The sequence below is a fragment of the Lysinibacillus cavernae genome, assembly GCF_009724685.1.
Classification (GTDB): domain Bacteria; phylum Bacillota; class Bacilli; order Bacillales_A; family Planococcaceae; genus Lysinibacillus; species Lysinibacillus cavernae.
Genome location: NZ_WMEF01000001.1, coordinates 67,810 through 93,809 on the forward strand (window position 1 = coordinate 67,810; position 26,000 = coordinate 93,809).

Genomic DNA, 26,000 nt, shown 5'->3' on the forward strand with positions numbered 1-26,000 from the left:
CCCGATTTAGAAGGTTTCAATAAAGAAATCCACAACATGATTATACATAGCTATAGTTTTATTTTTAACCTTCTCGAAATTCGTATATTGGTTTGTAAAAATGGTTTGATTCTTATTGTCTGAAATCAAAATATCCTCCAATAAGGTATCGTAAATATCATCTGCATACTGTTCATGTGAAGTATCCTTTTTACTATACAACGCACCAAATCCAATCTGTGTCCCTTGTAACTTTGGATTTATTTGAACAGTCTCGGATAATACATTATCTACATCTATTTCTATTTTATCCTTATTGACGGTAATGTTAAATAATCTTTTTTTTGATAAGTTTCTTGGGTATTCTTTTTCATTAATACGAGACCCTTTTTGTGTATCTTGGTAGGTGTAAACGGTCGCTTTGTTAAATGCATATTCCTCTTCATTCCACTTTATTTCATTTAACTGAAAGCGCTCCTTTTCAACAATTCCTGCTCCTGGCAATTTTTCACTTATTACAATGTCATTATCAACTAATGCAACGCGCAAATAGCTATTTGTTTTTTCATCATAATTTACGTAAAAAGCTTGCTGACCAACAATATTCCCATTAAAAGCAAAACTCACATTATAGTGTTCTGGTAGTGCTTCCTTTAACAGAATTCTGCCTTCACTAGATGGTGCTGACGTTAACGTGATCTCATTGTTTTCGAATTCTGCCGCACCATTTATCACATTCCACTCTTGTGCTAATTGATGATCCCCAATCTTGAATTCTACATTCTGTTTACTAGCTTGACGAATTTTCATCATGACATGATTGGTTGACCAATAGGGCGAAACTTGTAATCGGTTTAAGTTATAAAGATCTGCTTGTCGATCATTATAAGCACCTAACTCTAAATTAAAGTGCATACGAAACTTGTCTTTAATTTCCTTGTCATTGACACGCTGTACCAATGGGTCCATGTTGTTGTAGAGTGAGTTGGCATGCATAATCGCATAGGCTTTCGGTACTTCTCCAAACTCTTGTTGATAAATATCCTTCATCAACGTGTAATCCTTCTTAATCCGCGCCTCCATCTCTTGTCGTGTTTCACTTGGAATCATATATTGATTACGAATAAAGTCCATTAAATAGTGGTTATAGTATTCTATCGTTGTTTTATTTGGGACATTATTTTCATCGATCACACCAAGAGACTGCCCCTTATCATTAAAAATATTAATATAGGTTAGCCTATATCCATTAGAGCCTAATTCCCAATATCCGCTTCGCTCCATTAACTTCAAATCTTTTGGCTTTAAAAATTTATTATCTCTAGTATCCATTTTATTGGCATACGTAAACATCGTAGCCTTATAATTTAATTTTTCCATAATATTTTGAGCAAAAATACTAGAGTCTGTTCGTCCATCCTCAAACGATAAATACAACGCTTTTTCTGGTAATGGTTTGTCTTTTTGATAAAAATCTAAAATATCCGTTTGCGTAATTGTTTGATAACCTTGCTTTTCTAGCAATGTTAATTGTTCCTCTAAATTCTTTTTAGAGACATATTTAGGCGAATCATTTCTACTCACACCAAAATAGGAAAGGGCAATAAATCCCTCTTTATTGTTTAATGGTACCGATTCGGCTGTTCTTTTCTCTGTCAGAAAAACTGCTTTTATTAAAATCATCGCTAACAAAACAACAATGATTAATTGCACAATCGAACGTATGAATTTACGACGATTTTTTTTCATTGGCTGTAGTTCTACTTTTTTTTCCTTCATTCCTTCTCACCCATTTTTCTATTTTTCAACATCAAAAATAGGGATTTTCGTAATTTCTGCTTTTCTATTTTCTTTTCTTTCGCTAGAATGTCTTGAGGTGTCTCCCTTGTTCCCCAAGTAGATTTCCAAAATGTTACCCAGGCAACTGGCATCTGCCATAGCAAAATAAATTCATAATAGAGGACAAAGATAAAGCCAAACCCCCATAATTTACTTTTTCTAAAGAATAAATGAGCCAGACTCATTAACATGGCCATTAAAAGTAAACCTATCAAAAAAGTCGTAGGAAAAATGCCGTACATCATCGGTACATAAATTAAGTTGTAAACAACGACAATTGGAGCAGCAATCGGCACAATTAAACCAATGATGAAGAAAAGAAACATAAAAGGTTCCTTTTTCCACATAAATAAAAATGCTCTTAATGACTCTCGTAGCCAAGAACGTTTCCATCTCATTTGCTGTGATAAAAAAACTTTTGTGTCAGAGGGAACGATAGTAGAACAGACGGCATTGTCCTGATAGCCTGTTCGATGTGTTTTCAAAATATAATTGGTCATACTGCGATCATCACCAAATGTTGCTGGCTGACCAAGAAATTTTTGATTGAGCCATGCTGTTTCATTTTTTAAAATAAGCTCTTTTCGATAGCATGCTAATGGCCCCGATAAGCAAGTAACTGTATCAAACCATGATTCAGCTGCTTTCATAATACGGAAGGCAATATAATAGCGGACAGTCTGTAGTTTTGTTAGGGCATTGGTAAATTTATTTTCGACCTCTGTTCGACCAGCCACACCACCCATTTTCGGATCTTGGAAAGGCTGTACTAAATTGCGGATAGCATGTGGCTCTAAAAAGCTATCTGAATCTACAAAAACAACTAAATCATGTTTTGCTTGATGAACACCCGCTACTAATGCTTCACGTTTCCCACCGTTTTGAGGAAGTTTATAAAAATTTAAGCGGTCGTTCGTCCTAAAACGTTCTCCCTCATTATGAATAAGGCTAATCATGTCCCTTGCCTTTTCCTCCGTAAGATCTGTTGAACAATCATCCACAACGATCACTTCTAATTTATCAACAGGATAATATTGATTGATACAGCTCGAAATCGTCCGATGAATCCATTCTTCCTCGTTAAAAACAGGGATAATAATGGAAACTCCTGGTTCAAATTTCGGATTGATCGGCACATTTTTATAGAAAATACCAAATAAATATCTACTTAGTAGAAACGTTGCAGCAATAATACTATAGAGATATAAAAATTTATTAAACCTGAAATAAATCACGCTTTCTGCTCTCATTAACATGACAATAAGCGATACGACCAACAAGAATAAACTGGCCATAAAAATAGAAATGCCCCAACGTTTTTTAATCATATAGTCATTTAAGGGCTTTAAAAATTCACAGGCAGCGTAATAACGTTTTTGTCCATCTATTTCTTTCGTAAAAAAACGTACAACTTTAGCCTTTATTTTTACCTTGGCTTCATACCCCTCAGGCATCGCACCACCTGGTATCGTAAAATTCATTGTTAGAATTTCGTCGATTAACAAATGATGGGGTTGGTTGGAATAAATAAGGATACCTGTTACCGAAATATCCTCTGCAAAGTATTGATCTGCACTTATTTGGCGTCTAGCTCGTCTAATTTGAACCTCAAAGTGAGTTTCATAGCGTAAACTTAATTGTTGAAGACGATATATTTCGTTCACGTCTGTAGGGTCAATTTCCTCTTTCTGATAGGAGGCTCCGCGTCGGTTCACTGGGCTCCTTACATTTTCGGGATCAGGAATATTTGATAGAATCCGTCGATCAGAGCGCGGTATCGTTAAAATCTCTTTTTTCGTTTTCATCAGTCATTCACATCCCTATTGGAATCTTCTTCAATCCAAGTCGACATTTTACTAAAGCTATAACCATCTTGTTGCAGCTTTTCAATAATTAGTGGCAGTGCTTCTACTGTATTTGTTCCATCTAAAATGTGCATAACGATAACTTTCCCTGGCGCAACTCTAGATACCACGCGTTCATAAATGTCCTGTGCCGTGTAATCTAAATTCCAATCAAAAGAAGCAATATCATACATGGCAATAGTTTCAATTCCCGCAGCGGTGATGATTTTGGCCGTTTGCTCATCCATTATTCCCTGTGCTGGCCTGAAATAAAGCAACGGCGGCTCCTGTAATGCAAAGGTCAAAGCCTTATGTGCTTTTACTAAATCTTCCTGCAATTCTTCAGGTGTCATCTTCGTAACATCTAGATGATAATAAGAGTGACTTGCTACCTCATGACCTTCCTCTACAATCATCTTTGCTAACTGTGGATTCTTCTCCACTCCGCTACCGATTAAGAAGAATGTGCTCTTAATATTATATTTACGTAAAACATCTAGCACTTCTTTTACTCGTTTTTCATGTGCCCAATCATCAAAAGTAATGGCAATTTCCTTTTTGGTCGTCTCTTTTCGATAATATAAATTCGGCTGAACATGCTCATAATTTAAATTAGGACGGACAGCATCATAACCAGCTATTTCTTCTACAGACTTTGTTAAATAGCGTTCATCTAACACATCGCTTAAAGTAGTTATGGAATACTCACGTTCCTTAGCTAATTGTTCTAGTAAAGGAATGGCATCAATAATAGCTGGATTTATATAAGTGTTGAGATGAATGATTGAGCCTCTATCAATATATTTGCCAATATAGTTGATCAGCTCCTGCGCACTTTGCATGTTTCTATCAAGTGGATTAATAGATAATCCAATAACAGCCTTCATGTTTAGAGCCGCAGTTGCTAGACGCATATTATCTGTAACATCTCCTGAACGACTGCGAACAAATTTCGGTGTATAGCCTAAATGTTCTTCAAAAATTTGATTGGTTAATATGATTTCTTCATATGTTTGGTCATAATCCAAAGTGGATACATCTGGAAATGTCAATGTACCGTTTTGTACTTCGTGTCCCCTCTGTAAAATGTCTTTAACAAGCTCTGGTTCCTGAGCAACACGCATCCCCTCTAAAAAAAAGGTAGCTTTCATATTTGATTCTTCTAATTTCGTTAGTAGCAACTCCATCGTTTCGTTATCTGCAAAGCCATTAAACGTTAAGGCAACTTTCGGAACGACAATATTGGCATGACTGATTAAATCACTCATAGTACCATTAGATTGTTTGATTTCTATGGAAGAATCAACTGGATGAATCGTTTCTTTCGGAGCGGATTGGCACCCTGCTAAGACCAACATAATCAGCAGGCCACATAGTTTAAGTTGTTTCATTTCCCATGAATTCTCCTTATAACTTGTAATATTTTTTATTATTAAACAAAAAATGGGTATTTCGTGTATCGAAAATTAAAGAAGCTTGTTGATCAATTAAAGAGTAATCTATAGCTGAATGATTCGTTAAAATTAATACCGCGTCTGCATGTTGGATTATTTCTGCTGTTAATGGCACCGTGTTTAATAGGGATTGTTCTACAGAGAATGTTTCAATAAAGGGATCGATAATCTTTAGTTCGCACTGACTATCTAGTAGTTGTTGAATAACACGAAGTGCTGGAGATTCACGTGAATCATTAATATCAGGCTTATAAGTGACTCCAATGACAACAATGTTTGCCTTACACAGTTCTTTATTTTGAATAAGTAAGTAATTTTCTAATCTGTTCACAACAAAGTTAGGCATGGAATCATTGACTTTATCTGCTGCCTCAATTAATGTTGCAGAAATACCATGTTGTTGCCCAGCCCATAATAAATATTTAGGATCGACTGGAATACAATGGCCCCCCACTCCTGGACCAGGTGTAAATGGCATAAAACCATACGGCTTTGTAGAAGCAGCATGAATGACTTCCCAAATATCGATGTCCATTTTATAGCAAATCTGACTTAGCTCATTGACAAGGGCAATATTAATTTGGCGAAACGTATTTTCTAGTAATTTCTCCATTTCAGCCACTCTAGGGCTTGTTACTGTACAAACATTGGTATGGATGACCGTTTCATAAAAAATCTTCGATACTTCTAGGCATGCTGCTGTTATTCCCCCAACTACTTTCGGCGTATTTGAAACGGAAAAATTGATATTCCCTGGGTCAACCCGTTCTGGTGAATAAGCTAAAAATAAATCCTGTCCAATGACAAAACCATACTTTTCTAAAATGGGCTGGACAATTTCTTCAGTTGTTCCAGGGTAAGTTGTACTTTCAAGAATGACTAACGAATTGGTATTCATATTTTGTCCGATGTTATGGGTTGCATCTTCTATATATGAAATATTAGGCGTTCTTTCTGCAGTTGTTGGTGTAGGTACACAAATCATCACAACGTCCACTTGCGATAGTTTTGAAAAATCATTCGTTGCTTCAAATTGATTACTTTGGATGATGTGCTGTATATTTTCTTTAGGTAAATCAGCTATATAACTCTCACCGTTTTGTATCTGTGTGATTTTAGCTTGATTTTTATCAAAGCCTACAACATGAAACCCTCTTTGAACCATTTCGACAGCAAATGGTAATCCTACATAGCCAAGTCCAATAACCCCAATTGTCGCTTTTTTTGTTTGGATTTTTTTTGATAAAGCTGAGCTTAGTGATTTCGTTTTTATTGTCATAAAAAATTACTCCTTCATCTCATCTATTTTTCAATGTTCATGTTAATTTTTCTTTTCCTATTCATTGGCTATAATTGGTTCATGGCAAGCATTCTACTAAGTAATTCTTCACTTCTCATCACCGTTCTGTACAAACCCCTTTCATCGCTACATACTTACATATGATTTTTTTTCAAAATAGATTAATAAAATTTTATTAGACTCAAAAAAGCTTTGTTAATGTTTATATAGTACTAATCGCAACTAAACAATTTCTAAACAATTGTAAAACCTGCTACAAAACACCTATTTTTAAAAAGTTTGGATACTATTCGTGTAATAATTTCGATGATATATAATAATTAATTTTAGGATCACTTATTTACTCTAAAAGAAAATAAATAAAAACAATACTGACGAATGTTAATAATTAGAAAATTAACATTTTTTACTTTTTGAAAATTATCATTAAAAATACCCTCAAGCGTCGGTATTCATCGATACTTGAGGGTATTTATGTTATCTTTCATGCACTTTTTTATTGTTACTAAAGCGATCAACAATCATGGCTAATGCACCATCACCTGTTACATTGGTTGCCGTACCAAAGCTATCTTGTGCTAGATAGAGAGCAATCATCAATGCCACCATTGTTTCGTCAAAACCAAGCATTGTCTGTAACAATCCTATAGCTGCCATCACTGCTCCCCCTGGTACTCCTGGAGCTGCAACCATAGTAATACCAAGCATAAAAATAAAACCTATGTATGTCGGAAAACTAATATCTATGCCGTTCATTAACATAACGCCTAAAGAGCAAGTCACTAATGTAATCGTACTTCCAGATAAATGAATGGTTGCAAACAATGGAACAGTAAAATTCGTCACTCTTTCTGATGCACCTGTTTGCTGTGATTGACGTAACGTAACAGGAATAGCTGCTGCAGAGGATTGTGTGCCCAAAGCTGTGAAATAAGCCGGCAACATCGTACGAAGTAATGTTATTGGATTTTTTTTATTGAGTATACCTGCCGTTGTATACTGGATAATTAAAATTACCCAATGCATTATGATGATCAGTATAAATACTACAGCGAAGACTGATAAAATTTTTACCACTTGACCACCAAATGTCATATTCAAAAAAATACCGAAAATATGGAACGGTAAAAGCGGGATAATCACAAAGGAAATTAACTTTTCAATAATAATATTAAACTCCTCAAAGCCACGTTTCATCACATCGCTTTGGATAGCTGCCATACCAATACCAACAATAAAGGCAAAAACTAATGCGGTCATTACACCCATAAGCGGTGGCATTTCGATGTTAAAAAATGCCTCGGCTAAAAATCCTTCGGGATTATCCATGCTTGTCATCGCACCATCTCTAATAAAGTGAGGCAAAATAGTATTCGCAACAAAAAAAGCCATGATTCCTGCGAAAATTGTTGAAAAATAAGCACAAAACGTTGCTAACCCTAATAACTTTCCCGAGCCTTTTCCTAGCTGTGCTATACCTGGTGCTATAAATGCGATAATAATTAACGGAACTGAGAAGTTCAAAAAGTTCCCAAACAAGCTATTAAATGTTGAAAATACGCGCACTATTGGCTCTGGTAAAAAATTTCCCAGTACGATAGCTAGTAAAATAGCAACGATAATTTTAGCCAAAAGACCAAATTTAAATTTCATTGAATTGTCCTCCTAAAAAAAACAAGTGTATTTCTAGAATGTATTAACAGTAATTTACCATATATCTATACTATTAAATAGGTCTTTGCTAATAGACGGAATGATAAAATTATTACTTATTTTCAAAAAAAGAACTTAGGGTAGAAAAAATACTACCCTAAGTTCTTTTAATATGTTTTAAATACCTTTTGTAAAATGTAATAGGATTGTTTTAAGCGTTCTTCATATACTGGTACCTGCCATGATTCCCACGTGTAAGCTGAAAGTGGTGGTAAAATGTGCTGATTAGCTGCTGGCATTGATTGCACTACATGATTCTCTTTATCTACAAATAATGCACCAATATAAATATTTTTTACTTTAGTGGATGCCATAATCCCATCCTTATAAAGGTCACCTATAAACTCACGCTGGCTAGGATCTTTGGCCTGAATTAATAACCATGGGATACGAAGCTCGATAATGTTGTCATCAGTCCATGTATAATCAACCAATGAATTATAATCTTTCGCTTCTGGATTAGCATTTCCTTCATTTAATTTTCCTGTTTCATAATAACTAAAATCTGTTGTAATATTTTGCTCAGGTAAAAACAGTTGTTTATTCAACACATAGTAAATAGGTGCGAACTTCCCACTATTTTTAGTGACACTAGCCATACGAGGAGCAACTAAATTTAAACGATGGCCATAAAAATAATCATAGAAATCATAGTATTCATCAATTACTACTCTAGAATTACCATTTTTATTGAGCTCAACTATAAAGTCAACGCCATTTGAGAACGTTAAATTTTTAATAGATGTAGCTGAAGTATTCCCTTGATCTGGCACAACATCTAGTAAAATGCGAGGGGAGGTATTTGCTAACGTCTCACTTTTTAATTTAATGTACAAATATCGCTCATCATAATCTATCGCAAAATCGTTTGGATCGTTTGGTGAAGTATCATATAGTTGCTGACCTTTCCACTCGTTTGTATTGCCATCTACTTTCACTTTCAGTCTATCAAAGCTTACTAAACCAAACTGTTGCTCATTGGTTTGTGCATTGGACCAAAATGGTCGACGATTTGAATCATCATAATCCATTGTATTCCATGTACGTTTAAACCACTCGTCTTGCCATGTAAAAACAAGTCCTCCCAGTAAACCTTCATGCATAATATCCTCAAATAAATGTTGAAGTGTTTCTCCCTGTGCTTGCTCTGACATTTGCCCCTGATTCCAACCATATACATTATCATGTGTTTTACCACGGGATGCAGGAATACCAAATTCCGCAATAAGAACAGGCATCTGATGGGCCTCATGAAGCTCTTTTAAATAACCTGCATAGCTATTTTTATTCCCTCTGAAATCGACATAATCCAAATAATCTTTATCATAATTAAAGAAGTCAGGATAGTATGGATACACATGATAAGAAGCAAATTGACCAGGTACATTCATCTCTCCCTTTGTATAAATAACATTTGGATTGACGCCGACTAAATCTTCATCCTCAGATGGTTCCGATGGATGTTCTAGTATGTCAGTTGTAACCCAGTTCGTAAAACTCATTGGACGTAGCCAATTATATTTTTCTTTTTCATAAACGGTAATAAGATCCATTTGTTCCGCTAACCAATGCTCAAATGGTGTAGCATCTTTTGTTTCAAAAAATGTACCATTGTATTGTCCGATATTCGCATGTTTTTCATTGGTTCCAACAACCATATGGGGATACCATTCAATTCCTAATACCCAACCAATAACATATTTAGATACATCCACATCATATAAGCCAGATGCATGTCCTGGTCGTGGCGCCGCATACATATTCCCGTGGATTACATCTACCATTCGTTTCATTTCAAATTGAAAATCTTCTAAAGTATCTTTGTCATAGGCATCCAATGTATCTGATAATCCCTCTTCGTTAATCCAAACTCCCTGTAAAACATATAGTGGTTTAGCTGGATTTTCTTCATTATATTTAGCAAGAGCTCTGTAAAACCCTGGTGGATGGAGTGTATAGACTCGAATCGTGTTGGCGTTCATCTCTGCTATTTGATGGAACCATCGATAGTATTCTTCTTCAGTTATCGCTGCCTCTCCAGGGAAGGCTCCAGGTTTCCCCATCCCAATATTGACACCTTTAAAAACGATAGATTCCCATTCTCCATCTCTTAATACTTCAAATGATTGCCCCTGAATACGTGCATTATAATTCAATTCCTCATGGTTTACAGTTTCCTGAACCTTTTTGTGTTCAAATGTATCAAATATTTTATACATTACTGGTATGTAAATAGACCAATAAAAGGAACTATCTGCATACTTCTCGGCATATTTATAGATTGTCGGTAGCCCTTTGATCTTATAAATAGTAGGAACACGTGCTATATCATTGAAATCACCTGCAAAATAATAACTAGATGTATAGCGTTTATCCTGGGCTACAATTGCTGCAAATTGCTCTGGAATATCGTTTTCCTCTAACAATTTTGTTCCTTTTTTTGTTAAATCCCATTTATAATTTGCCAGTGCTTCATCAGCATATTTAGGTGTAATAATGTCAAACCAATAATCGTATTGTGCGCTTGCAGAAGAATCAAAGTATTTTTTTCCTTCTTCAGTAAACTGTACTTGAATACCTTCAGATTTAACATGCTTATCCGATTCTAGAACAAGGAGCTTTTGTGTAATTTCATTAAATAGTAAAAAGCCTCCACCCTTATAGGGCCAATCATCACCATAGTCGTCTATGACCCATTGTGGTATTTCTAAATTTTTATGATAATCAAGCTCATCGAAATAACGTCCAATCCAACCGGACCATGTGATTCCTAAATAATCCTGTAATTCTTTCCGAACAGCCTCTGATGTTGGCGAGGCAAACGTGTTATACTCGGCAATTAACATACTCTTCTTTTTGCTCGCTAAGCGTTCTACGATTGCTTCCCACTCTTTCTGTTCAAGTCCACCAACAATTTTTTCAGAACGTTCACCTAAACGTTTTTCTTTTTGTAAATCATCTTTGTAAACACCATACGTATCTGCCAAATAGATGACATCATAGTCACTATAGTCCTTTGGTAGATTTTTTTCTACGACGCTTTTAGTTTCGTCATTCGGAATCGTACCATAATAGTCACCTTTCACATCGTATGGTTCATCCTTTAATCTATATTTATAATGGTTTAAAAACCAATTTACGCCTAAATGCTCTCGGTAGGATTCATTTGGAACCGTTTTGTCTATAATCGCCACATTTAGCTGTTTTTCATCACCCAAGTACCACCATGCAACAGGGATAATAATGAGGATTAGTATGACCATAACCCCTATATAGATTCGTTTCATTGACTTTTCTCCTTTTCAGCAATGCCGACACGCTTCATATTTCCCCAATCACTTTTTCTTAACAGAAAACGAATTAATCCCTCACAACGCCAAAACAGTGTAAGTGGGCGATACCAAAAAATTTCTGTAAACGCTAAAAGAATCATGCGTAATAACTCTCTTTTTTTCGGGTAAGTATTCATACTCCAAGATTCGAACAATATCGCTGCTATTGAGAAAATAACACCATAAATAACGAATAGTAATAGTAGTATGAGCGCAATTTCGTAATAAATTTTACCTAAGAAGAATGCTATAACAATATAAATGTATCCGCCTAGCTCAACAATAGGTCCTAGACATTCTACTAGCCAAAAATAGGGGAATGAAATAAACCCGATCTTGCCATATCTAGGATTCAAGGTCATTTTTTTATGCTTCCATAGACTTTCAAATAACCCCTGATGCCATCGTCTTCGTTGATTACGAAGTACGCCTAATGTTTGAGGAGCTTCAGTCCAACAAACTGGGTCAGGTACAAATTCAATACGCTTTTTTTCCTTCTTCTCCTTTATAAGTCGGTGAATAGTAACAACAAGTTCCATATCTTCTCCAATAATATTTGTTGAATATCCCCCTGCTTCCACAGCCCATTTTTTAGAAAAAACGCTAAATGCACCCGATATTATAAGCACTAAATTAAATTTACTAAGGGCTATTCGTCCCATTAAAAATGCTCTCAAATATTCGATCACTTGCATGATCACTAGATAATTTGTAGGTAACTGTGTTTCATAAATAGAACCATACTGCATCTTTGCCCCATTAGCTATCCGAATATTACCTCCTGCTGCAATGACTTCGCCATCAGATAAAATAATCGGCTTCATCACCCGAAGTAAAGATTTTTCATCTAAAATGGAGTCTCCATCAATTGAGCAAAAATACGGATATTGAGACACATTTATGCCTACATTTAATGCATCCGCCTTACCACCATTTTCTTTATCTACTAAAATACAATTTTTATAGATTTCAGATTCATATATTTGCTTAATTTGTTTTGTAGGGATATTTGTCCGAACAATTTTACTTATTGGTTTCATTTGAAAATGTTCAATCACTGTTTGAAGTGTTTGATCTGTCGAACCATCGTTGATAATAATAATTTCTGTTTGGGGATAACGTAAATTTAATAATGAATAAACTGTATCTACGACCCCTACTTCTTCATTATAGGCAGGAACAAGTAAGGATACAGGTTTTGAATAAAAGGCATCTATATGTGCATCATCATATTCTGATGGATCTAATCGATAGCTTTTTCTTAAATCAAGCATGGCAATGATAAACATTGCACAATACGAAACGATAACGAAAAGCATATAAAATAAAATAATGCCTCCAAATAACAACATGCCATAATCTATTATTTTCACTTGTTTTCCTCTTTTCTAGCTGCAATTTCCTGTGCCATTTCAATGGCATATTGGTCATTAGAGGATTCAATGAATTGCTGTAATTTAGCTATACCATATCGATCTTCCACGATAGTCTTCGCTGCTTGTGAACGGACCCACCAATTCTCATCCTGAAGAAGCTGCTCTAAATAACTGTAGGAATAAGTAAGGGGAACATGTTTAAAAACCTTGGCGACCATTAATCTTGCTTCCCACATATCCGAAGTCACAAACGGTATATAGGATTCAATCTCATCTATAACACCCATTTCATAAAGGCCTTTTAATGCTCTTATGTTGATCTCCGCTACATCATGGCTTAATAATTTTTTTAATTGATCAATATACTGCATATTTCTTTTTACAGGTGCAGTATCAATCACTGCAAATTGAATATTGGCTGGCCAACTATTAAAATCATCAAAAAATCTAATAAATACATCGTCCTCTAATAATACAAATAATCTTCTATATTCACTTTCTGAATAACTTACAATTGGCATTTTTATCTTTTCCATAAATAAATTAGATTGGAAAATTGAGTATATTTTCAACAATTGAAAATACTCTTCCTCTGAAATTTTGGTTTTCTCAAATTCTTGACACATAATTAGCAACTCATCTATCTGTAAGTCTGCAATTCGATAGAGAGCATTCATTCTAATACTCCATCGTTTGCTTAATAAATCCTTTTCGTAGAACTTTTTTAAATATTGATTGGAGAATTGTTTAATGTCACACTGCACTTTTTCATTGATTATATTTTTTAAATACGATGAAAAAATTAGTTCAATCGCCTCTACCTGAGCTCTTCCTCGAGGTACAAGCACCATACTAAAATGTTCCTTATTGAATAAGTAGTCGTACCAGAGTTGAGAATAATTTTGTATATAACGATCACGTGCATTTTCAAAATGACTCTCACGCTGTCGTTGAACAAGCAAGTACACCATAAAGATAAAAAGCACAACTAGTAAAATGGCTATTATCGTGATAAGAAAAGAAATAGACAGCTTGATCATAGCCAAAACCTCGCAAATGTTCTTTTAATTTTTGCCTCTAGCAAACGTAAATTGAATGGTTTGACGATATATTCATCAACCCCACCTTCATAAGCATTCAATGCCGCTCCCTCAGAATTACGTTCTGACAACATATATATAATAAATTTCTTTTCATTTGGCATATTCCGCATAATGTGCAAAATTTCTAAACCGTTTTTACGAGGTAAAATATCATTCATGATAACTAAATGCAAATGTCCTGTCTTATAGCTGTCAGATTGTAAAAAGCTATAACCATCCTCATAGTTTTTAACCTCTAACGTGAAATGTGGGATGTCTAATCGGTTCAGTCCCGACTCTAATACTTGCCTAAAAATTGCATTTTGTTCAATGATGCTTACTTTCACTAGTTCAGTTGGTTGTTCACTATAATCTTTTACTTCCGTTATAGTCCAAGTTAATTGCTCATCCCCTGCTAGCATTTCTTTATTTTTAACTAACAAATCTTCAAACATGACATTATTATTTCTTATTTCTGTTATTGAGGCATTTAAAGCAATATGTTGGAGCTTCCGTTCAGCTTTTAAGATAGCAAATATTCGTTTTAAAAACGCTCTAGCTTCCACATCACTACTTTGCAAAAAAAATATACCCCAATGATTTCCATCGGATAATTGAAAAAGCAAGTCTGTTTTGCGTAATTTAGACTGTAAAAATGAGGTCACTTGATGATTTGTATTTGGTTCAGTAGTATTAGCTATTTTTAAAAAGACCGCTGTTATAGTAAGACGTGATCTCATTACACTTTCACGCCATATTTCAAAGTATCGCTCTATTTCATGTTCTTGCATGATTTCATGAGCGATTATTATATCATCCATTAGGATCACTCCAATATTGTATAAATTTATATTTATTATTACTTTCTATCATTTATTTGATAGATAAACAACATTACTATAGTAATAAATATTGCTATATATTTTCTATACATAATTATTGGAAGTACATCTTGAGGTTAATTGCATTTTGTAAACAATTAAACATAGAAAAGGGTACGTAAGCATCTATACTTACGTACCCTTTTCTAGATTTATTCATTACTTTACTGGTACTACTGCACCTTTCCACTCTTCTATAATGAAGTCTTGGATTTCTTTTGAAGTTAATACTTCTAATAATTTTTTAATTTCTGGTTTTGTTTCATCACCTGCACGAACTGCAATAATGTTTACATATGGAGATTCTTTGTCTTCAAGAGAAATAGCATCTTCGATTGGGTTTAAACCGTTATCGATTGCAAAGTTAGAGTTGATTAGTACTGCATCACCCTCATCGTTTTCGTACATTTGTACAAGCATTTCTGGTGCAGTATTCGCATCAAATTTAAAGTTTTTTGGATTTTCTTCAATATCCTTTAATTCTGCTGCCGTTTTATCAATACCTTCTTTTAATTTAATTAAGCCTTTTGCTTCTAATAATGACAGCATACGACCGTGGTCTGATACTGAGTTAGAAAGTAAAATTGTTGCGCCTTCAGGAAGGTCTTCTAATGTTTTATGTTTTTTAGAGTAAATACCGATTGGTTCAATATGAACGCCACCAGCATTCACGAAATCATAGCCATTGTCTTTAATTTGCAAATCTAAGTAAGGAATATGTTGGAAATAGTTTGCATCAAGTGTTTTTGAATCTAAATCTTGGTTTGGTAAAACATAATCTGTATATGTTTCAATTTCTAGGTCGATGCCTTCTTTAGCTAAAATCGGTTTTGCTTTATCTAAAATCACTGCGTGTGGTGTATTTGAAGCACCTACTTTTAATGTTACGTTCTCTTTACTATCTGTATTATCCGATGCTGAATTTGCATCTTCTTTTTTATCAGTACCACATGCTGCTAACGCTAGGACAAGTATTGATAAAAATAATCCTGCTAATAACTTCTTCATTTATGACACTCCCTTTTATTTGTTTAAAATATGTTAGCGGTAAGAACCGGAATAACCACGTATTTCCTGCTAGCGTTTATCAATTCTTTCAGTAAGTAAGTCACCGATCCATTGAATGATAAATACGACTACTAAGATCAAAATAGTTGCCATTAATGTCACATCTTGGCGATTTCGTTGGAAGCCGTCTAGGAAAGCTAAGTTACCAAGACCACCTGCACCGATAATCCCTGCCATCGCAGTATACCCAACAAGAGCAACAGCCGTTACAGTAATACCAGAAATTAGTGCTGGTAATGATTCGGGGATCAGTACTTTCCAAATAATTGTGGATGTTTTTGCCCCCATTGAACGAGCTGCTTCAATGACACCTTTATCAATTTCACGTAATGCAATTAATACCATACGTGCGTAGAACGGAGCTGCACCAATAATTAAAGCGGGTAAAGCCGCATTTGCGCCACGAATTGTACCAAGTAAAAACTTCGTAAATGGAATTAATAAGATGATTAACACGATAAATGGAATGGAACGGAAAATATTAACGAGTGAACCCGTTAAAAAGTTGACAATTTTATTAGCCCATAACTGATTGGGACTTGTTAAAAACAGCACGATACCAATGACTAACCCAAGAATAAATGTGACAACAGTAGAAATTGCCGTCATGTACAATGTTTCGTACGTAGCTTGCCACATATTTTCCCAGTCTACGTTCGGAAAGAGATTAGTTAGCATCTGCAATCACCTCCGTCTGTACTTCGACTGTATTTAAATAACGAAGGGCATCTGCCACATTCGCCTTCGAGCCATCAATTTGCACAATGAGTGTACCGTATGCACCATTTTTTGTTTGCGAAATATTACCGTGAACAATACTAACTTCCACATCAAATTGTTTTATAAGATGTGAGATGACAGGCTGTTCGGTTTTCTCCCCTACAAAAATCAACTTAACAAGTTGTCCAGTTGGGTAATTTGTTTTGATCTGCGCCACCGTATCCTGCGTTTCCTTTGTGTCTGTAATTTGAGATACAAATTTTTTGGTAATAGCTGCTTGCGGTGCTTGGAAAACTTGCAATACCTCACCACGCTCTACAATTTCGCCTGCTTCCATCACCGCTACACGATGACAAATTTTGCGAATGACGTGCATTTCATGGGTAATCAGTACGATTGTTAATCCTAAACGATCATTTATATCAACCAGTAAATCGAGAATGGCATCCGTCGTTTCTGGATCGAGTGCAGATGTCGCCTCATCACATAGTAAAACCTCTGGATTATTAGCTAATGCACGTGCAATCCCTACACGCTGCTTTTGTCCACCAGAAAGCTGTGATGGATAGGCTTTGTCTCGTCCTTCTAAGCCTACAAGTGCAATTAATTCCTTCACTCGTGCATCACGTTGAGCCTTTGAAACACCTGCAATTTCTAGAGGAAAGGCAATATTCTCTGCAACTGTTCTAGACCAAAGTAAATTGAAATGTTGGAAAATCATACTTACTTTTTGTCTAGCTGCTCTAAGCTTTTGCCCTTTAATCGATGAAAACTCTTGATTATTCACCGTTACTTTCCCTGATGTCGGTTTTTCTAAACCATTTAATAAACGAATCATGGTACTTTTACCAGCGCCACTATAGCCGATAATGCCAAAAATTTCACCTTGTTTGATCGTAAGGCTGACGTCTTTGACTGCCGTTAATTCGCCATTTGCTGTTTTGTATTTCTTTGTAATATTTTGAAGCTGGATCATAGCGAATACTCCTTTTCTCATATAGAAAAACCCCTTCACTTATAGACAAGTAGAAGGGGTCACGTAATTATACGTTAAACCGTTCTCTCATCTTTCAAAGAAAAATCTTTGAGTGATTTGGCACCTTTTCACATTGTGATGGTTGCCGGGCTTCATAGGGCACTTCCCTCCGCCACTCTTTATAAGAGTTCGATATATTTAATGTTTTAATAATATAGTTGTTACTTTACCACGCTAGTAAAGTTCAGTCAATTGATTTTTTTAACAATTCGTACAAAAACGGTACGGATTGAAAAGCATAAATTTTATCTGTCACGTTTCCGCCATCACTGACGAGCAAACATGGGACACTTTCAATTTGATGCTCATATGCAACATTCTCTAAAAAGTTTATATTAGCTTTGCCCACTTGTAGCTGTGGCAGTAATTGTTCAATAATCGACATCATTTTAGATGCCACTGCACACGTTCCGCACATGGGCGTATATAAATAAAATGCAGCTTTTTCTCCCGACTGTTTAGCCGCTTCCCACTGCTCTGCTGACCATTCTTCCATTTTTTCACGCAACCTTACAAAATATATTCATTATGGATTGAAAAATGTGCACGAAGTAAAATCATCGCTAACACTTTTCTTGGTGTAGTCTCTACTTCCTTATATGTTGGCATAGTACGTAAATGCTCAGCCTCAGGATAATGTCTGTCCATTAATGCTCGTAGCTTATCTCCAGAAGAATCTGCATCAAAAAAAGTGAATAACTCGCAGCCCTCATATGGATCGAGTAGCACTTCTAATTGATGCACACCGATTGTACCATTCGTACATAGTATAGTAACATTCTCATTCAAAATAGGCTCAATTTGTAGCTTATCTGAGCGTCCTTCTACTATCAAGCATTTTCCCTCGAACATTACGCCACCTCCATTTAGACATCCCCACTTATAAGTCATTATATAACAAAAAACGTCGGTAGTTTCCGACGTTTTTCGATTATGGCTTGTCTTATTCAGCGATCATTTCTTCGTATTGCTCTGCTGTCATTAGTTTTTCAATTTCTGATGCATCAGCAGGCTCAACAACGATCATCCATGCTTTTTCATATGGTGATTCATTAACGAATTCTGGGCTATCTTCTAAATCTGCATTTACTTCAACTACTGTACCTGAGATTGGTGCGTATAATTCAGAAACTGTTTTTACAGATTCTACACTACCGAATGGATCATCTGTTTTGATTTCATCGCCAACTTGTGGAAGCTCAACGAAAACGATATCTCCAAGTTCAGATTGCGCGAAGTGTGAAATACCGATACGTACTTTTCCATCTTCTACTTTTACCCATTCATGCTCTTCAGAGTAACGTAAGTCTTTAGGTGTGCTCATGCAATAAACCCCTCCATAAATATGTAATATATTCACTTTCAGTGTGCCATACTTCTCCTATAAAAACAAGATTCAATTACGTCTCGGCGTCATTGCGTTCAGATTTTTTTCGAGTTCAATCGAAAATCTCCCCTTCAGCAATCTGTAACATCCATTGAAGACTTATCTTGCTTCAGATCATGCATCTGACTACCATATAGAGGTAAGTGCTGAACTGAGATAAATACGGTTATTTCCAAGCTTGCTCAAAATCTGATTCTTTAAACCCTAATGTGACTTTTTTTCCGTCTGTTACGATTGGACGTTTAATTAACATACCGTCAGAGGCAAGAAGCTCAAGCTGTTCGTCCTCAGTCATTTCAGCTAGCTTGTCCTTTAAGCCAAGCTCACGATATTTCATGCCAGATGTATTAAAAAATTTCTTCAAAGGCAGTCCACTTGCTTGCCATAATGCAGTTATTTCATCCTTTGTTGGTGGTTGCTCTACAATGTGTACCTCTTCATAGGAAACTTCATGATCATTTAACCACTTTTGTGCTTTTTTACATGTCGTACATTTTGGATAATGGATAAATTGAATCGTCATTAAAATGCTCCTCTACTGTCTTTTTTCTGTAGTATACCATCATAATTGTTTCGAATGGTGGAACTTCTCTCATTTTTACTGTTCTATTCATCACATTCACTATTTTATCTGTCTCTCTATCTGTTCTATCCATCACTTTCACCATTCTACCCGTCCATACAAAAAAACTTAGCTATCCTCTCACAGATAGCTAAGTTAAGTGTGCTATTAAACAATATATTTTTCAGCTTCGATTAGTTTAACAGAAGCTTCACGTTTCTTCGCAATTAAGTTGTAAGGGTTATTACGCGTAAGCTTACGAAGTGCTGATAATGTCATGCGTGCTGCATCGCCATCTGCAGAAGCAAGAATTGTATCTTTTGCTTCTTTCTCAATTTCTGCGAATGCTTCCTGGCAGAAGATTTGTGTGTATAGCAATTTTTGATGTGCTTTTTCAGCGCCATCACGAGCAATTGCTTTTTCTGTACGTAATACAGCTGACTCCATTGCAAACAATTGGTTAGCAATATTCGCGATATTCACCAATACTTCTTGCTCTTGATCAAGCTTAGCTCCAAAACGTTGAGCTGCTAAGCCTGCTGCTAATACAGCAATTTTCTTCGCATTTTTCACTAGATACTTTTCTTGCGCTAATGGCTCTGTACCAATGTCCTCTGGCATTAACATTAGAAGCTCTTGCTGTAATTTTTGAGCAACTTGTAATAGTGGTAGCTCGCCTTTTAGTGCCTTCTTCATAAATGTACCAGGTACAATCATACGATTAATTTCATTTGTACCTTCAAAAATTCGGTTAATACGAGAGTCACGATAAATTCGCTCCACCTCGTATTCAGCCATAAAGCCATAGCCACCATGTAATTGTACCGCTTCATCAGCAATATAATCTAATGTTTCTGATCCAAACACTTTGGCAATCGAGCATTCAATCGCATATTCAGCGATAGCACCAGCAATTACTTTCCCTTGCTTTTGCTCTTCTAGGCTTAGCTGGCTTAAACGGTCCTCAAATAGACCAACAGTACGATAGTTTAATGATTCAGACGCATACAATTGAGAAGCCATTGTTGATAATTTCTCTTTTGTTAGATTGAAATCTGAAAGCTTTGTTTTAAATTGCTGACGTTGGTTTGTATATTGAATTGCTAACTCCAATGCTCGTTTAGATCCACCAATTGTACCAACACCAAGTTTATAACGACCAATATTTAAAATATTGAAGGCAATCACATGCCCACGACCGATTTCACCTAATAGATTTTCCGCAGGTACTTCTGCATCTTCTAAAACTAATGTACGAGTTGATGATGATTTAATCCCCATTTTTTTCTCTTCAGGTCCTACTGAAACACCATTGTATGCACGTTCTACGATAAATGCAGAGAATTTATCGCCATCGATTTTTGCATACACAACAAATACATCAGCAAAACCTGCATTCGTAATCCATTGCTTTTCACCATTTAAAATATAATGTGTTCCTGCATCATTTAATTTTGCCGTTGTTTTTGCTCCTAAAGCATCTGAACCTGAACCTGGTTCTGTCAATGCATATGCAGCAATTAGTTCACCTGAAGCAAGCTTAGGTAAATATTTTTTCTTTTGATCTTCGTTACCGAATAGGACGATTGGTAATGAACCGATACCAACATGTGCTCCATGTGTGATGGAGTAGCCACCTGCAACGGACATTTTTTCAGCAATTAGTGCTGAAGAAACTTTGTCTAATCCCAGTCCCTCGTATTCTTCAGGTACATCTGCTCCAAGTAAACCTAATTCACCTGCACTTTTCAAGAGACGCACTGAATGTTCAAATTCATGGTGCTCTAAATTTTCAACTACAGGTAATACTTCATTTGCAACATATTCCTCTGTCGTTTTAGCAATCATTTTATGCTCGTCAGTGAAATCTTCTGGTGTAAACACACGATCTAATTCCACATCTTCAGTAAGAAATCCGCCGCCTTTAATGAAATCTGTTGTTTTTTCTGTCATGATAAATTCCTCCCAATGTATTAATTTGATAGTCTATTCCCCTAATAAACATGTATAGAAAAGCTTGACGTATACGATATTCGGAGGCAACCGTAAACAGTACACCTCAAGCTTATCTAGCAAATTTCAAATACGCCAGCAGCACCCATGCCGCCACCAATACACATTGTCACCACACCATATTTCTTCCCTTGACGCTTCAATTCATGAATAAGCTTTAATGTTAATATAGCTCCGGTTGCACCTAGTGGATGACCTAATGCAATTGCTCCACCATTCACATTTACTTTATCTTGGTCGATGCCTAAATGACGAACCACCTGTAATGATTGTGAAGCAAATGCTTCATTGATTTCCCATAAATCAATGTCATCTATTGATAATCCTGCAATTTCTAGCGCTTTTGGCACTGCAACAATTGGACCGATTCCCATTACTTCAGGAGGTACACCACCAACTGCAAAGCCTAGGAATTTTGCCATTGGAGCCAGGCCTTGCTTTTCAGCCTCCTCACGATCCATCACTAATACAGCTGCTGCACCATCGGAAGTTTGAGAGGCATTACCAGCTGTCACACTGCCCTTCACATGGAAAGCTGGACGTAGTTTTGCCAAACCTTCAACAGATGTACCTGGACGTACTCCTTCATCCATATTAAAAGTGAATTTTTTCACTTGTGGTTTATTGTTATCATCTACATAATGCTGTTCCACTTCAATTGGAACAATTTCATCATTGAATTTACCTTCTTTAATCGCCTTTTCAGCAAGTGCATGTGAACGAGCAGCAAACGCATCTTGATCTTCTCGACTGACATTGTACTGACGAGCTACTTCCTCAGCTGTATGCCCCATACCCATATAATATTGTGGAGCTGTTTCAGCTAACGTCGGATTTAAGCGTGGTGTATTCCCCACCATTGGCACCATGCTCATCGACTCCACACCACCAGCAACAATCGCCTTGGAATGTCCTAGCATGATTCGCTCTGCTGCATAGGCAATCGCCTGTAAACCTGATGAACAAAATCTATTAATTGTTAGAGCAGGAGTTGTATCTGGTAATCCAGCAAGTGCACCAATGCTACGTGCAACATTCATTCCTTGCTCCGCTTCTGGCATCGCACATCCTAAAATTAAATCATCAATCGGCCCTTCATAACCTGCTCTTTTTAATGTTTCTTTGACAACGACCGCACCAAAATCATCTGGTCTCACTGTTGCTAAAGAACCTTTTTTTGCTTTTCCAATTGGAGTTCGTGCTCCTGCTACAATAACGGCTTCACGCATCGTTTTAATCCCCCTTTGTTTCATGTGCAAGATTGATCTATTCTGTCAATTAGTTACGAAGTGGTTTACCTTTTAATAGCATGTGTTGCATTCTTTGCTGAGAAAGCGGATCAGCAACAAGGCTTAGGAATGCCTCACGCTCTAAGTTCAATAGATATTGCTCATCAACTAATGTGCCGTATGGAACCTTACCACCTGCAATTACATAAGCTAGTTTTTTAGCAATTTTTAAATCATGTTCACTAATAAAGCCTGACTCAAACATACCTTGTGCACCGATGAGTAATGTACCGTAGCCTGATGCGCCAACTACTGGCACTTTTGTTGGTACTGGTTGTTTGTAGCCTGCTTCGTAAAGTGCTAATGCAGCTTGTTTCGCATCATATAATTGATGATCTGGATTCACAGAAATACCATCTGCAAAGTTTAAGAAGTTATTTTCACGTGCTTCCTCACCAGATGTTGAAACCTTCGCCATTGCAATTGTTTCAAATACTTTATTAGCAATATGTTGATAGTCTACCTCAACGCCATTCGGTAAGCCCTTTAGGAATTTTTGATAAAGCGCTTTATTTCCACCGCCGCCTGGAATTAAACCAACGCCCACTTCCACTAAGCCCATATATGTTTCCATCGTAGCTTGAATGTGTGCAGCTGGTAAGCAAACCTCTGCTCCTCCACCTAATGTCATAGCAAAAGGTGCTGCCACAACTGGCTTACGCGAATACTTGATTTTTTGCATGGCATCTTGGAATGCTTTAATCACAAAATCTAGCTCAAAGATATTATCATCCTGTGCTTCTACTAAAATCATCCCTAGATTTGCGCCAACACAGAAGTTTTTCCCCTGATTACCAATGACTAAGCCCTTATAATTAGCCTCCACTTCATCCACTGCAAAGTTGATCATTTGGATAATATCTAAACCAATAGCATTCGATTGGGAATGGAATTCAAGTAAAGCAATGCCATCACCTAAATCTATTAAACTAGCACCTGTGTTAGATTTAATAACACCGTGCTTTTTCTTATAACGTTTTAGATTAATCTCTTTTTCATTAACTGGTACTTTCACATATTGTGAACCATCGTAATAAGCTAAATCGCCATCTGTTTCGGAATAGAATGTCTCAAAGCCATTTGCTAACATTTCTTTCACAAATGCAGGTACTTCTCGACCTTCTGCCTCCATTCTCTCTACAGATTCCTTCACGCCAATAGCATCCCAAATTTCAAATGGTCCCTGTTGCCAGCCGAAGCCCCATTTCATTGCATTGTCAATGGCTACAATATCATCCGCAATTTCACCATGTAGCTGAGCAGAATAAATTAATGTCGGTGCAAAAATCCCCCATAATAACTGGCCTGTACGATCCTTCGCATATGTTAATGCCTTGACTTTATTAGCCAGCCCACGAGTTTGTTTCGCCATTTCAATAGAAGGTGTCTTTAATTTTTTTGCTGTGCTATACGTTAATGTTAATGGATCAATCTCATGTATCTCTTTACCTTGTTTTAAGAAGAAACCTTGACCTGACTTTGCTCCTAGCCATCCGTTTGTGACCATATTTTGCAAAAATTCAGGTACAGTAAATACCTGTTGCTCCTCACCTGTTGTTTGATCGTAGACATTTTTTGCTACATGAATAAATGTATCTAAACCAACAACATCTAGTGTACGGAAAGTTGCTGATTTCGGACGACCAATAAGCGGACCTGTTACTGAGTCTACTTCACCAACTGAGTAACCACCTTTTAACATTTCCTGTAAAGTTACGAGTAAGCCGTATGTTCCAATTCGATTAGCAATGAAGTTGGGTGTATCTTTCGCAAGAACAACACCCTTACCAAGCACATCTTCACCAAACGTTTTCATGAAGTTCACCACTTCAGGCGCAGTTGTATTGGCAGGAATTACTTCTAATAATTTTAAATAGCGAGGTGGGTTGAAAAAATGTGTTCCTAAAAAATGCTTTTTAAAATCATCTGAGCGTCCTTCTGCCATCGCATTTATACTGATACCTGATGTATTTGAACTAATGATTGTTCCTGGTGTACGAATAGCATCAATTTTTTCATAGAGGCTTTGTTTAATTGGTAAATTTTCTACGACAACTTCGATAATCCAATCTACATCTTTTAGTTTCCCTAAATCGTCTTCAAAGTTGCCAACCGTTAGTAGTGATAAATTTTTCTTAGAAGTAAGTGGTGCTGGCTTTTGCTTTAATAACTTTTGCAAAGCTCCGTTTACAATACGATTTCTTACAGCTGGATGCTCTATAGAAAGACCCTTTGCTTCTTCCTCTTGAGTCAGCTCCTTCGGTGCAATATCCAATAGTAAAGTTGGTATACCGATATTTGCTAAATGTGCTGCAATCCCAGAGCCCATCACCCCAGAACCTAGAACAGCCGCTTTTTTAATGTTGTAAGTCACAAGCAATTCCCCCTTATTCTCCCATTGAATGAATAGCCATTCATTTTTTGGCCAAAAAAATATCAAGTGTACCTTAGTGAATTTTTTGTCCTTTTGTTGAATTAGATTTACTCCATTCAACCAAGCACGACTAAGGTTTATCTCCGTTCTTAAATACACTTCTCAATGAATGAAGATAAAACTACTTTTCTGTTTTTAGTGTAGATTATTTTGTCTAATTTAGCAATCTTTTTTCAAGAATTATTTTTGCAATATATATCTTATTTTGTTTTTTACGAGCAAAAAGCAGACAATATGTAGCTATCGATATGGCCAAACAGAAAACTTTCAGGTTATGAGAAAAATGTGTAGAATGGTAAGCAAGGAGAGTGAATATTTAATGAAAACAATTACTACTGCAGAACAATTTAACGAACTAATCGCTGGTGACCAAAAAGTACTAGTGAAATTTTACGCTGGTTGGTGCCCAGATTGCACACGCATGGATATGTTCATCGATCCAATCATTGAAGAGTACAACCAATATGACTGGTATGAGTTAAATCGTGATGAGCTTCCAGAAATCGCAGACAAATATGATGTTATGGGTATCCCAAGCTTATTGATTTTCCAAAACGGTGAAAAACTTGCTCACTTACACAGTGCCAATGCAAAATCACCTCAACAAGTAACAGAATTCTTATCTGCTGAACAATAAAAAATAAAGCGCTGCATTTCTTCATGAAATGCAGCGCTTTTTGAAAGGAGACCA

At 36.2% G+C, this 26,000-nt stretch carries 21 protein-coding genes and 1 riboswitch; of the genes, 1 reads left to right on the plus strand and 20 read right to left on the minus strand.

Annotation, left to right across the window (positions count from 1 at the left end):
- Positions 1–6 precede the first annotated feature (6 nt).
- The 20 genes from GJU32_RS00360 to GJU32_RS00450 form a co-directional block, all read right to left on the minus strand.
- Positions 7–1,758 carry a polysaccharide deacetylase family protein gene (locus GJU32_RS00360; RefSeq protein WP_155589982.1) on the minus strand — a complete coding sequence of 584 codons (1,752 nt, stop codon included), beginning with the start codon at positions 1,756–1,758 and terminating at the stop codon, positions 7–9.
- Entirely contained in the window at positions 1,755–3,623 is a 1,869-nt protein-coding gene (locus GJU32_RS00365) for a glycosyltransferase family 2 protein (RefSeq protein WP_196426546.1), read from the minus strand. Before GJU32_RS00365 ends, GJU32_RS00360 begins: the two co-directional genes overlap by 4 nt.
- Positions 3,623–5,053 (minus strand): polysaccharide deacetylase family protein, encoded by a 1,431-nt coding sequence (locus GJU32_RS00370; RefSeq protein ID WP_230874882.1) that lies wholly within the window; start codon positions 5,051–5,053, stop codon positions 3,623–3,625. The genes GJU32_RS00365 and GJU32_RS00370 overlap by 1 nt, the downstream gene beginning before the upstream one ends.
- A 16-nt stretch (positions 5,054–5,069) precedes the next feature.
- The gene (locus GJU32_RS00375) at positions 5,070–6,395 is read right to left on the minus strand and encodes a nucleotide sugar dehydrogenase (protein WP_155589984.1); all 1,326 of its coding nucleotides are present in this window, start codon (positions 6,393–6,395) and stop codon (positions 5,070–5,072) included.
- A gap of 498 nt (positions 6,396–6,893) precedes the next feature.
- Positions 6,894–8,069 (minus strand): dicarboxylate/amino acid:cation symporter, encoded by a 1,176-nt coding sequence (locus tag GJU32_RS00380; RefSeq protein ID WP_155589985.1) that lies wholly within the window; start codon positions 8,067–8,069, stop codon positions 6,894–6,896.
- Between the two features lie 167 nt (positions 8,070–8,236).
- Positions 8,237–11,416 carry a hypothetical protein gene (locus GJU32_RS00385; RefSeq protein WP_155589986.1) on the minus strand — a complete coding sequence of 1,060 codons (3,180 nt, stop codon included), beginning with the start codon at positions 11,414–11,416 and terminating at the stop codon, positions 8,237–8,239.
- Entirely contained in the window at positions 11,413–12,834 is a 1,422-nt protein-coding gene (locus GJU32_RS00390; protein ID WP_155589987.1) for a glycosyltransferase family 2 protein, read from the minus strand. Before GJU32_RS00390 ends, GJU32_RS00385 begins: the two co-directional genes overlap by 4 nt.
- Complete coding sequence (locus GJU32_RS00395; RefSeq protein ID WP_155589988.1) at positions 12,831–13,877, minus strand: HEAT repeat domain-containing protein; 1,047 nt, start codon at positions 13,875–13,877, stop codon at positions 12,831–12,833. Before GJU32_RS00395 ends, GJU32_RS00390 begins: the two co-directional genes overlap by 4 nt.
- Entirely contained in the window at positions 13,874–14,740 is an 867-nt protein-coding gene (locus GJU32_RS00400; RefSeq protein ID WP_155589989.1) for a response regulator, read from the minus strand. The genes GJU32_RS00395 and GJU32_RS00400 overlap by 4 nt, the downstream gene beginning before the upstream one ends.
- 219 nt (positions 14,741–14,959) lie before the next feature.
- Positions 14,960–15,808, minus strand: coding sequence for a MetQ/NlpA family ABC transporter substrate-binding protein (locus tag GJU32_RS00405; protein ID WP_155589990.1), 849 nt, complete (start codon positions 15,806–15,808; stop codon positions 14,960–14,962).
- A gap of 69 nt (positions 15,809–15,877) precedes the next feature.
- Entirely contained in the window at positions 15,878–16,546 is a 669-nt protein-coding gene (locus GJU32_RS00410) for a methionine ABC transporter permease (RefSeq protein ID WP_155589991.1), read from the minus strand.
- The gene (locus GJU32_RS00415; protein ID WP_155590688.1) at positions 16,536–17,564 is read right to left on the minus strand and encodes a methionine ABC transporter ATP-binding protein; all 1,029 of its coding nucleotides are present in this window, start codon (positions 17,562–17,564) and stop codon (positions 16,536–16,538) included. Before GJU32_RS00415 ends, GJU32_RS00410 begins: the two co-directional genes overlap by 11 nt.
- Before the next feature lie 84 nt (positions 17,565–17,648).
- A riboswitch (SAM riboswitch) is annotated at positions 17,649–17,752 on the minus strand.
- 56 nt (positions 17,753–17,808) lie between these two features.
- Positions 17,809–18,120 (minus strand): thioredoxin family protein, encoded by a 312-nt coding sequence (locus GJU32_RS00420; RefSeq protein ID WP_155589992.1) that lies wholly within the window; start codon positions 18,118–18,120, stop codon positions 17,809–17,811.
- Between the two features lie 14 nt (positions 18,121–18,134).
- Positions 18,135–18,476: a toprim domain-containing protein gene (locus GJU32_RS00425; protein ID WP_155589993.1), complete on the minus strand. Its 342-nt coding sequence runs from the start codon at positions 18,474–18,476 to the stop codon at positions 18,135–18,137.
- Between the two features lie 91 nt (positions 18,477–18,567).
- Complete coding sequence (gcvH, locus tag GJU32_RS00430; RefSeq protein ID WP_155589994.1) at positions 18,568–18,948, minus strand: glycine cleavage system protein GcvH; 381 nt, start codon at positions 18,946–18,948, stop codon at positions 18,568–18,570.
- A 229-nt stretch (positions 18,949–19,177) separates the two neighbouring features.
- Entirely contained in the window at positions 19,178–19,534 is a 357-nt protein-coding gene (locus tag GJU32_RS00435) for an arsenate reductase family protein (protein WP_155589995.1), read from the minus strand.
- On the minus strand, positions 19,491–19,679 hold the full coding sequence (locus GJU32_RS22990; RefSeq protein WP_230874883.1) for a hypothetical protein: 189 nt from the start codon (positions 19,677–19,679) through the stop codon (positions 19,491–19,493). Before GJU32_RS22990 ends, GJU32_RS00435 begins: the two co-directional genes overlap by 44 nt.
- Before the next feature lie 62 nt (positions 19,680–19,741).
- Positions 19,742–21,526 (minus strand): acyl-CoA dehydrogenase family protein, encoded by a 1,785-nt coding sequence (locus tag GJU32_RS00440; protein ID WP_155589996.1) that lies wholly within the window; start codon positions 21,524–21,526, stop codon positions 19,742–19,744.
- A gap of 116 nt (positions 21,527–21,642) precedes the next feature.
- A complete protein-coding gene (locus tag GJU32_RS00445) occupies positions 21,643–22,815 on the minus strand; it encodes an acetyl-CoA C-acetyltransferase (RefSeq protein WP_155589997.1) in 1,173 nt (390 codons plus the stop codon).
- Between the two features lie 49 nt (positions 22,816–22,864).
- On the minus strand, positions 22,865–25,249 hold the full coding sequence (locus GJU32_RS00450) for a 3-hydroxyacyl-CoA dehydrogenase/enoyl-CoA hydratase family protein (protein ID WP_155589998.1): 2,385 nt from the start codon (positions 25,247–25,249) through the stop codon (positions 22,865–22,867).
- A 379-nt stretch (positions 25,250–25,628) separates the two neighbouring features.
- On the opposite strand from GJU32_RS00450, the gene GJU32_RS00455 reads away from it, so the two are divergent.
- Positions 25,629–25,946, plus strand: a complete 318-nt coding sequence (locus GJU32_RS00455; RefSeq protein ID WP_196426548.1) for a thioredoxin family protein — start codon at positions 25,629–25,631, stop codon at positions 25,944–25,946.
- Positions 25,947–26,000: the final 54 nt, after the last annotated feature.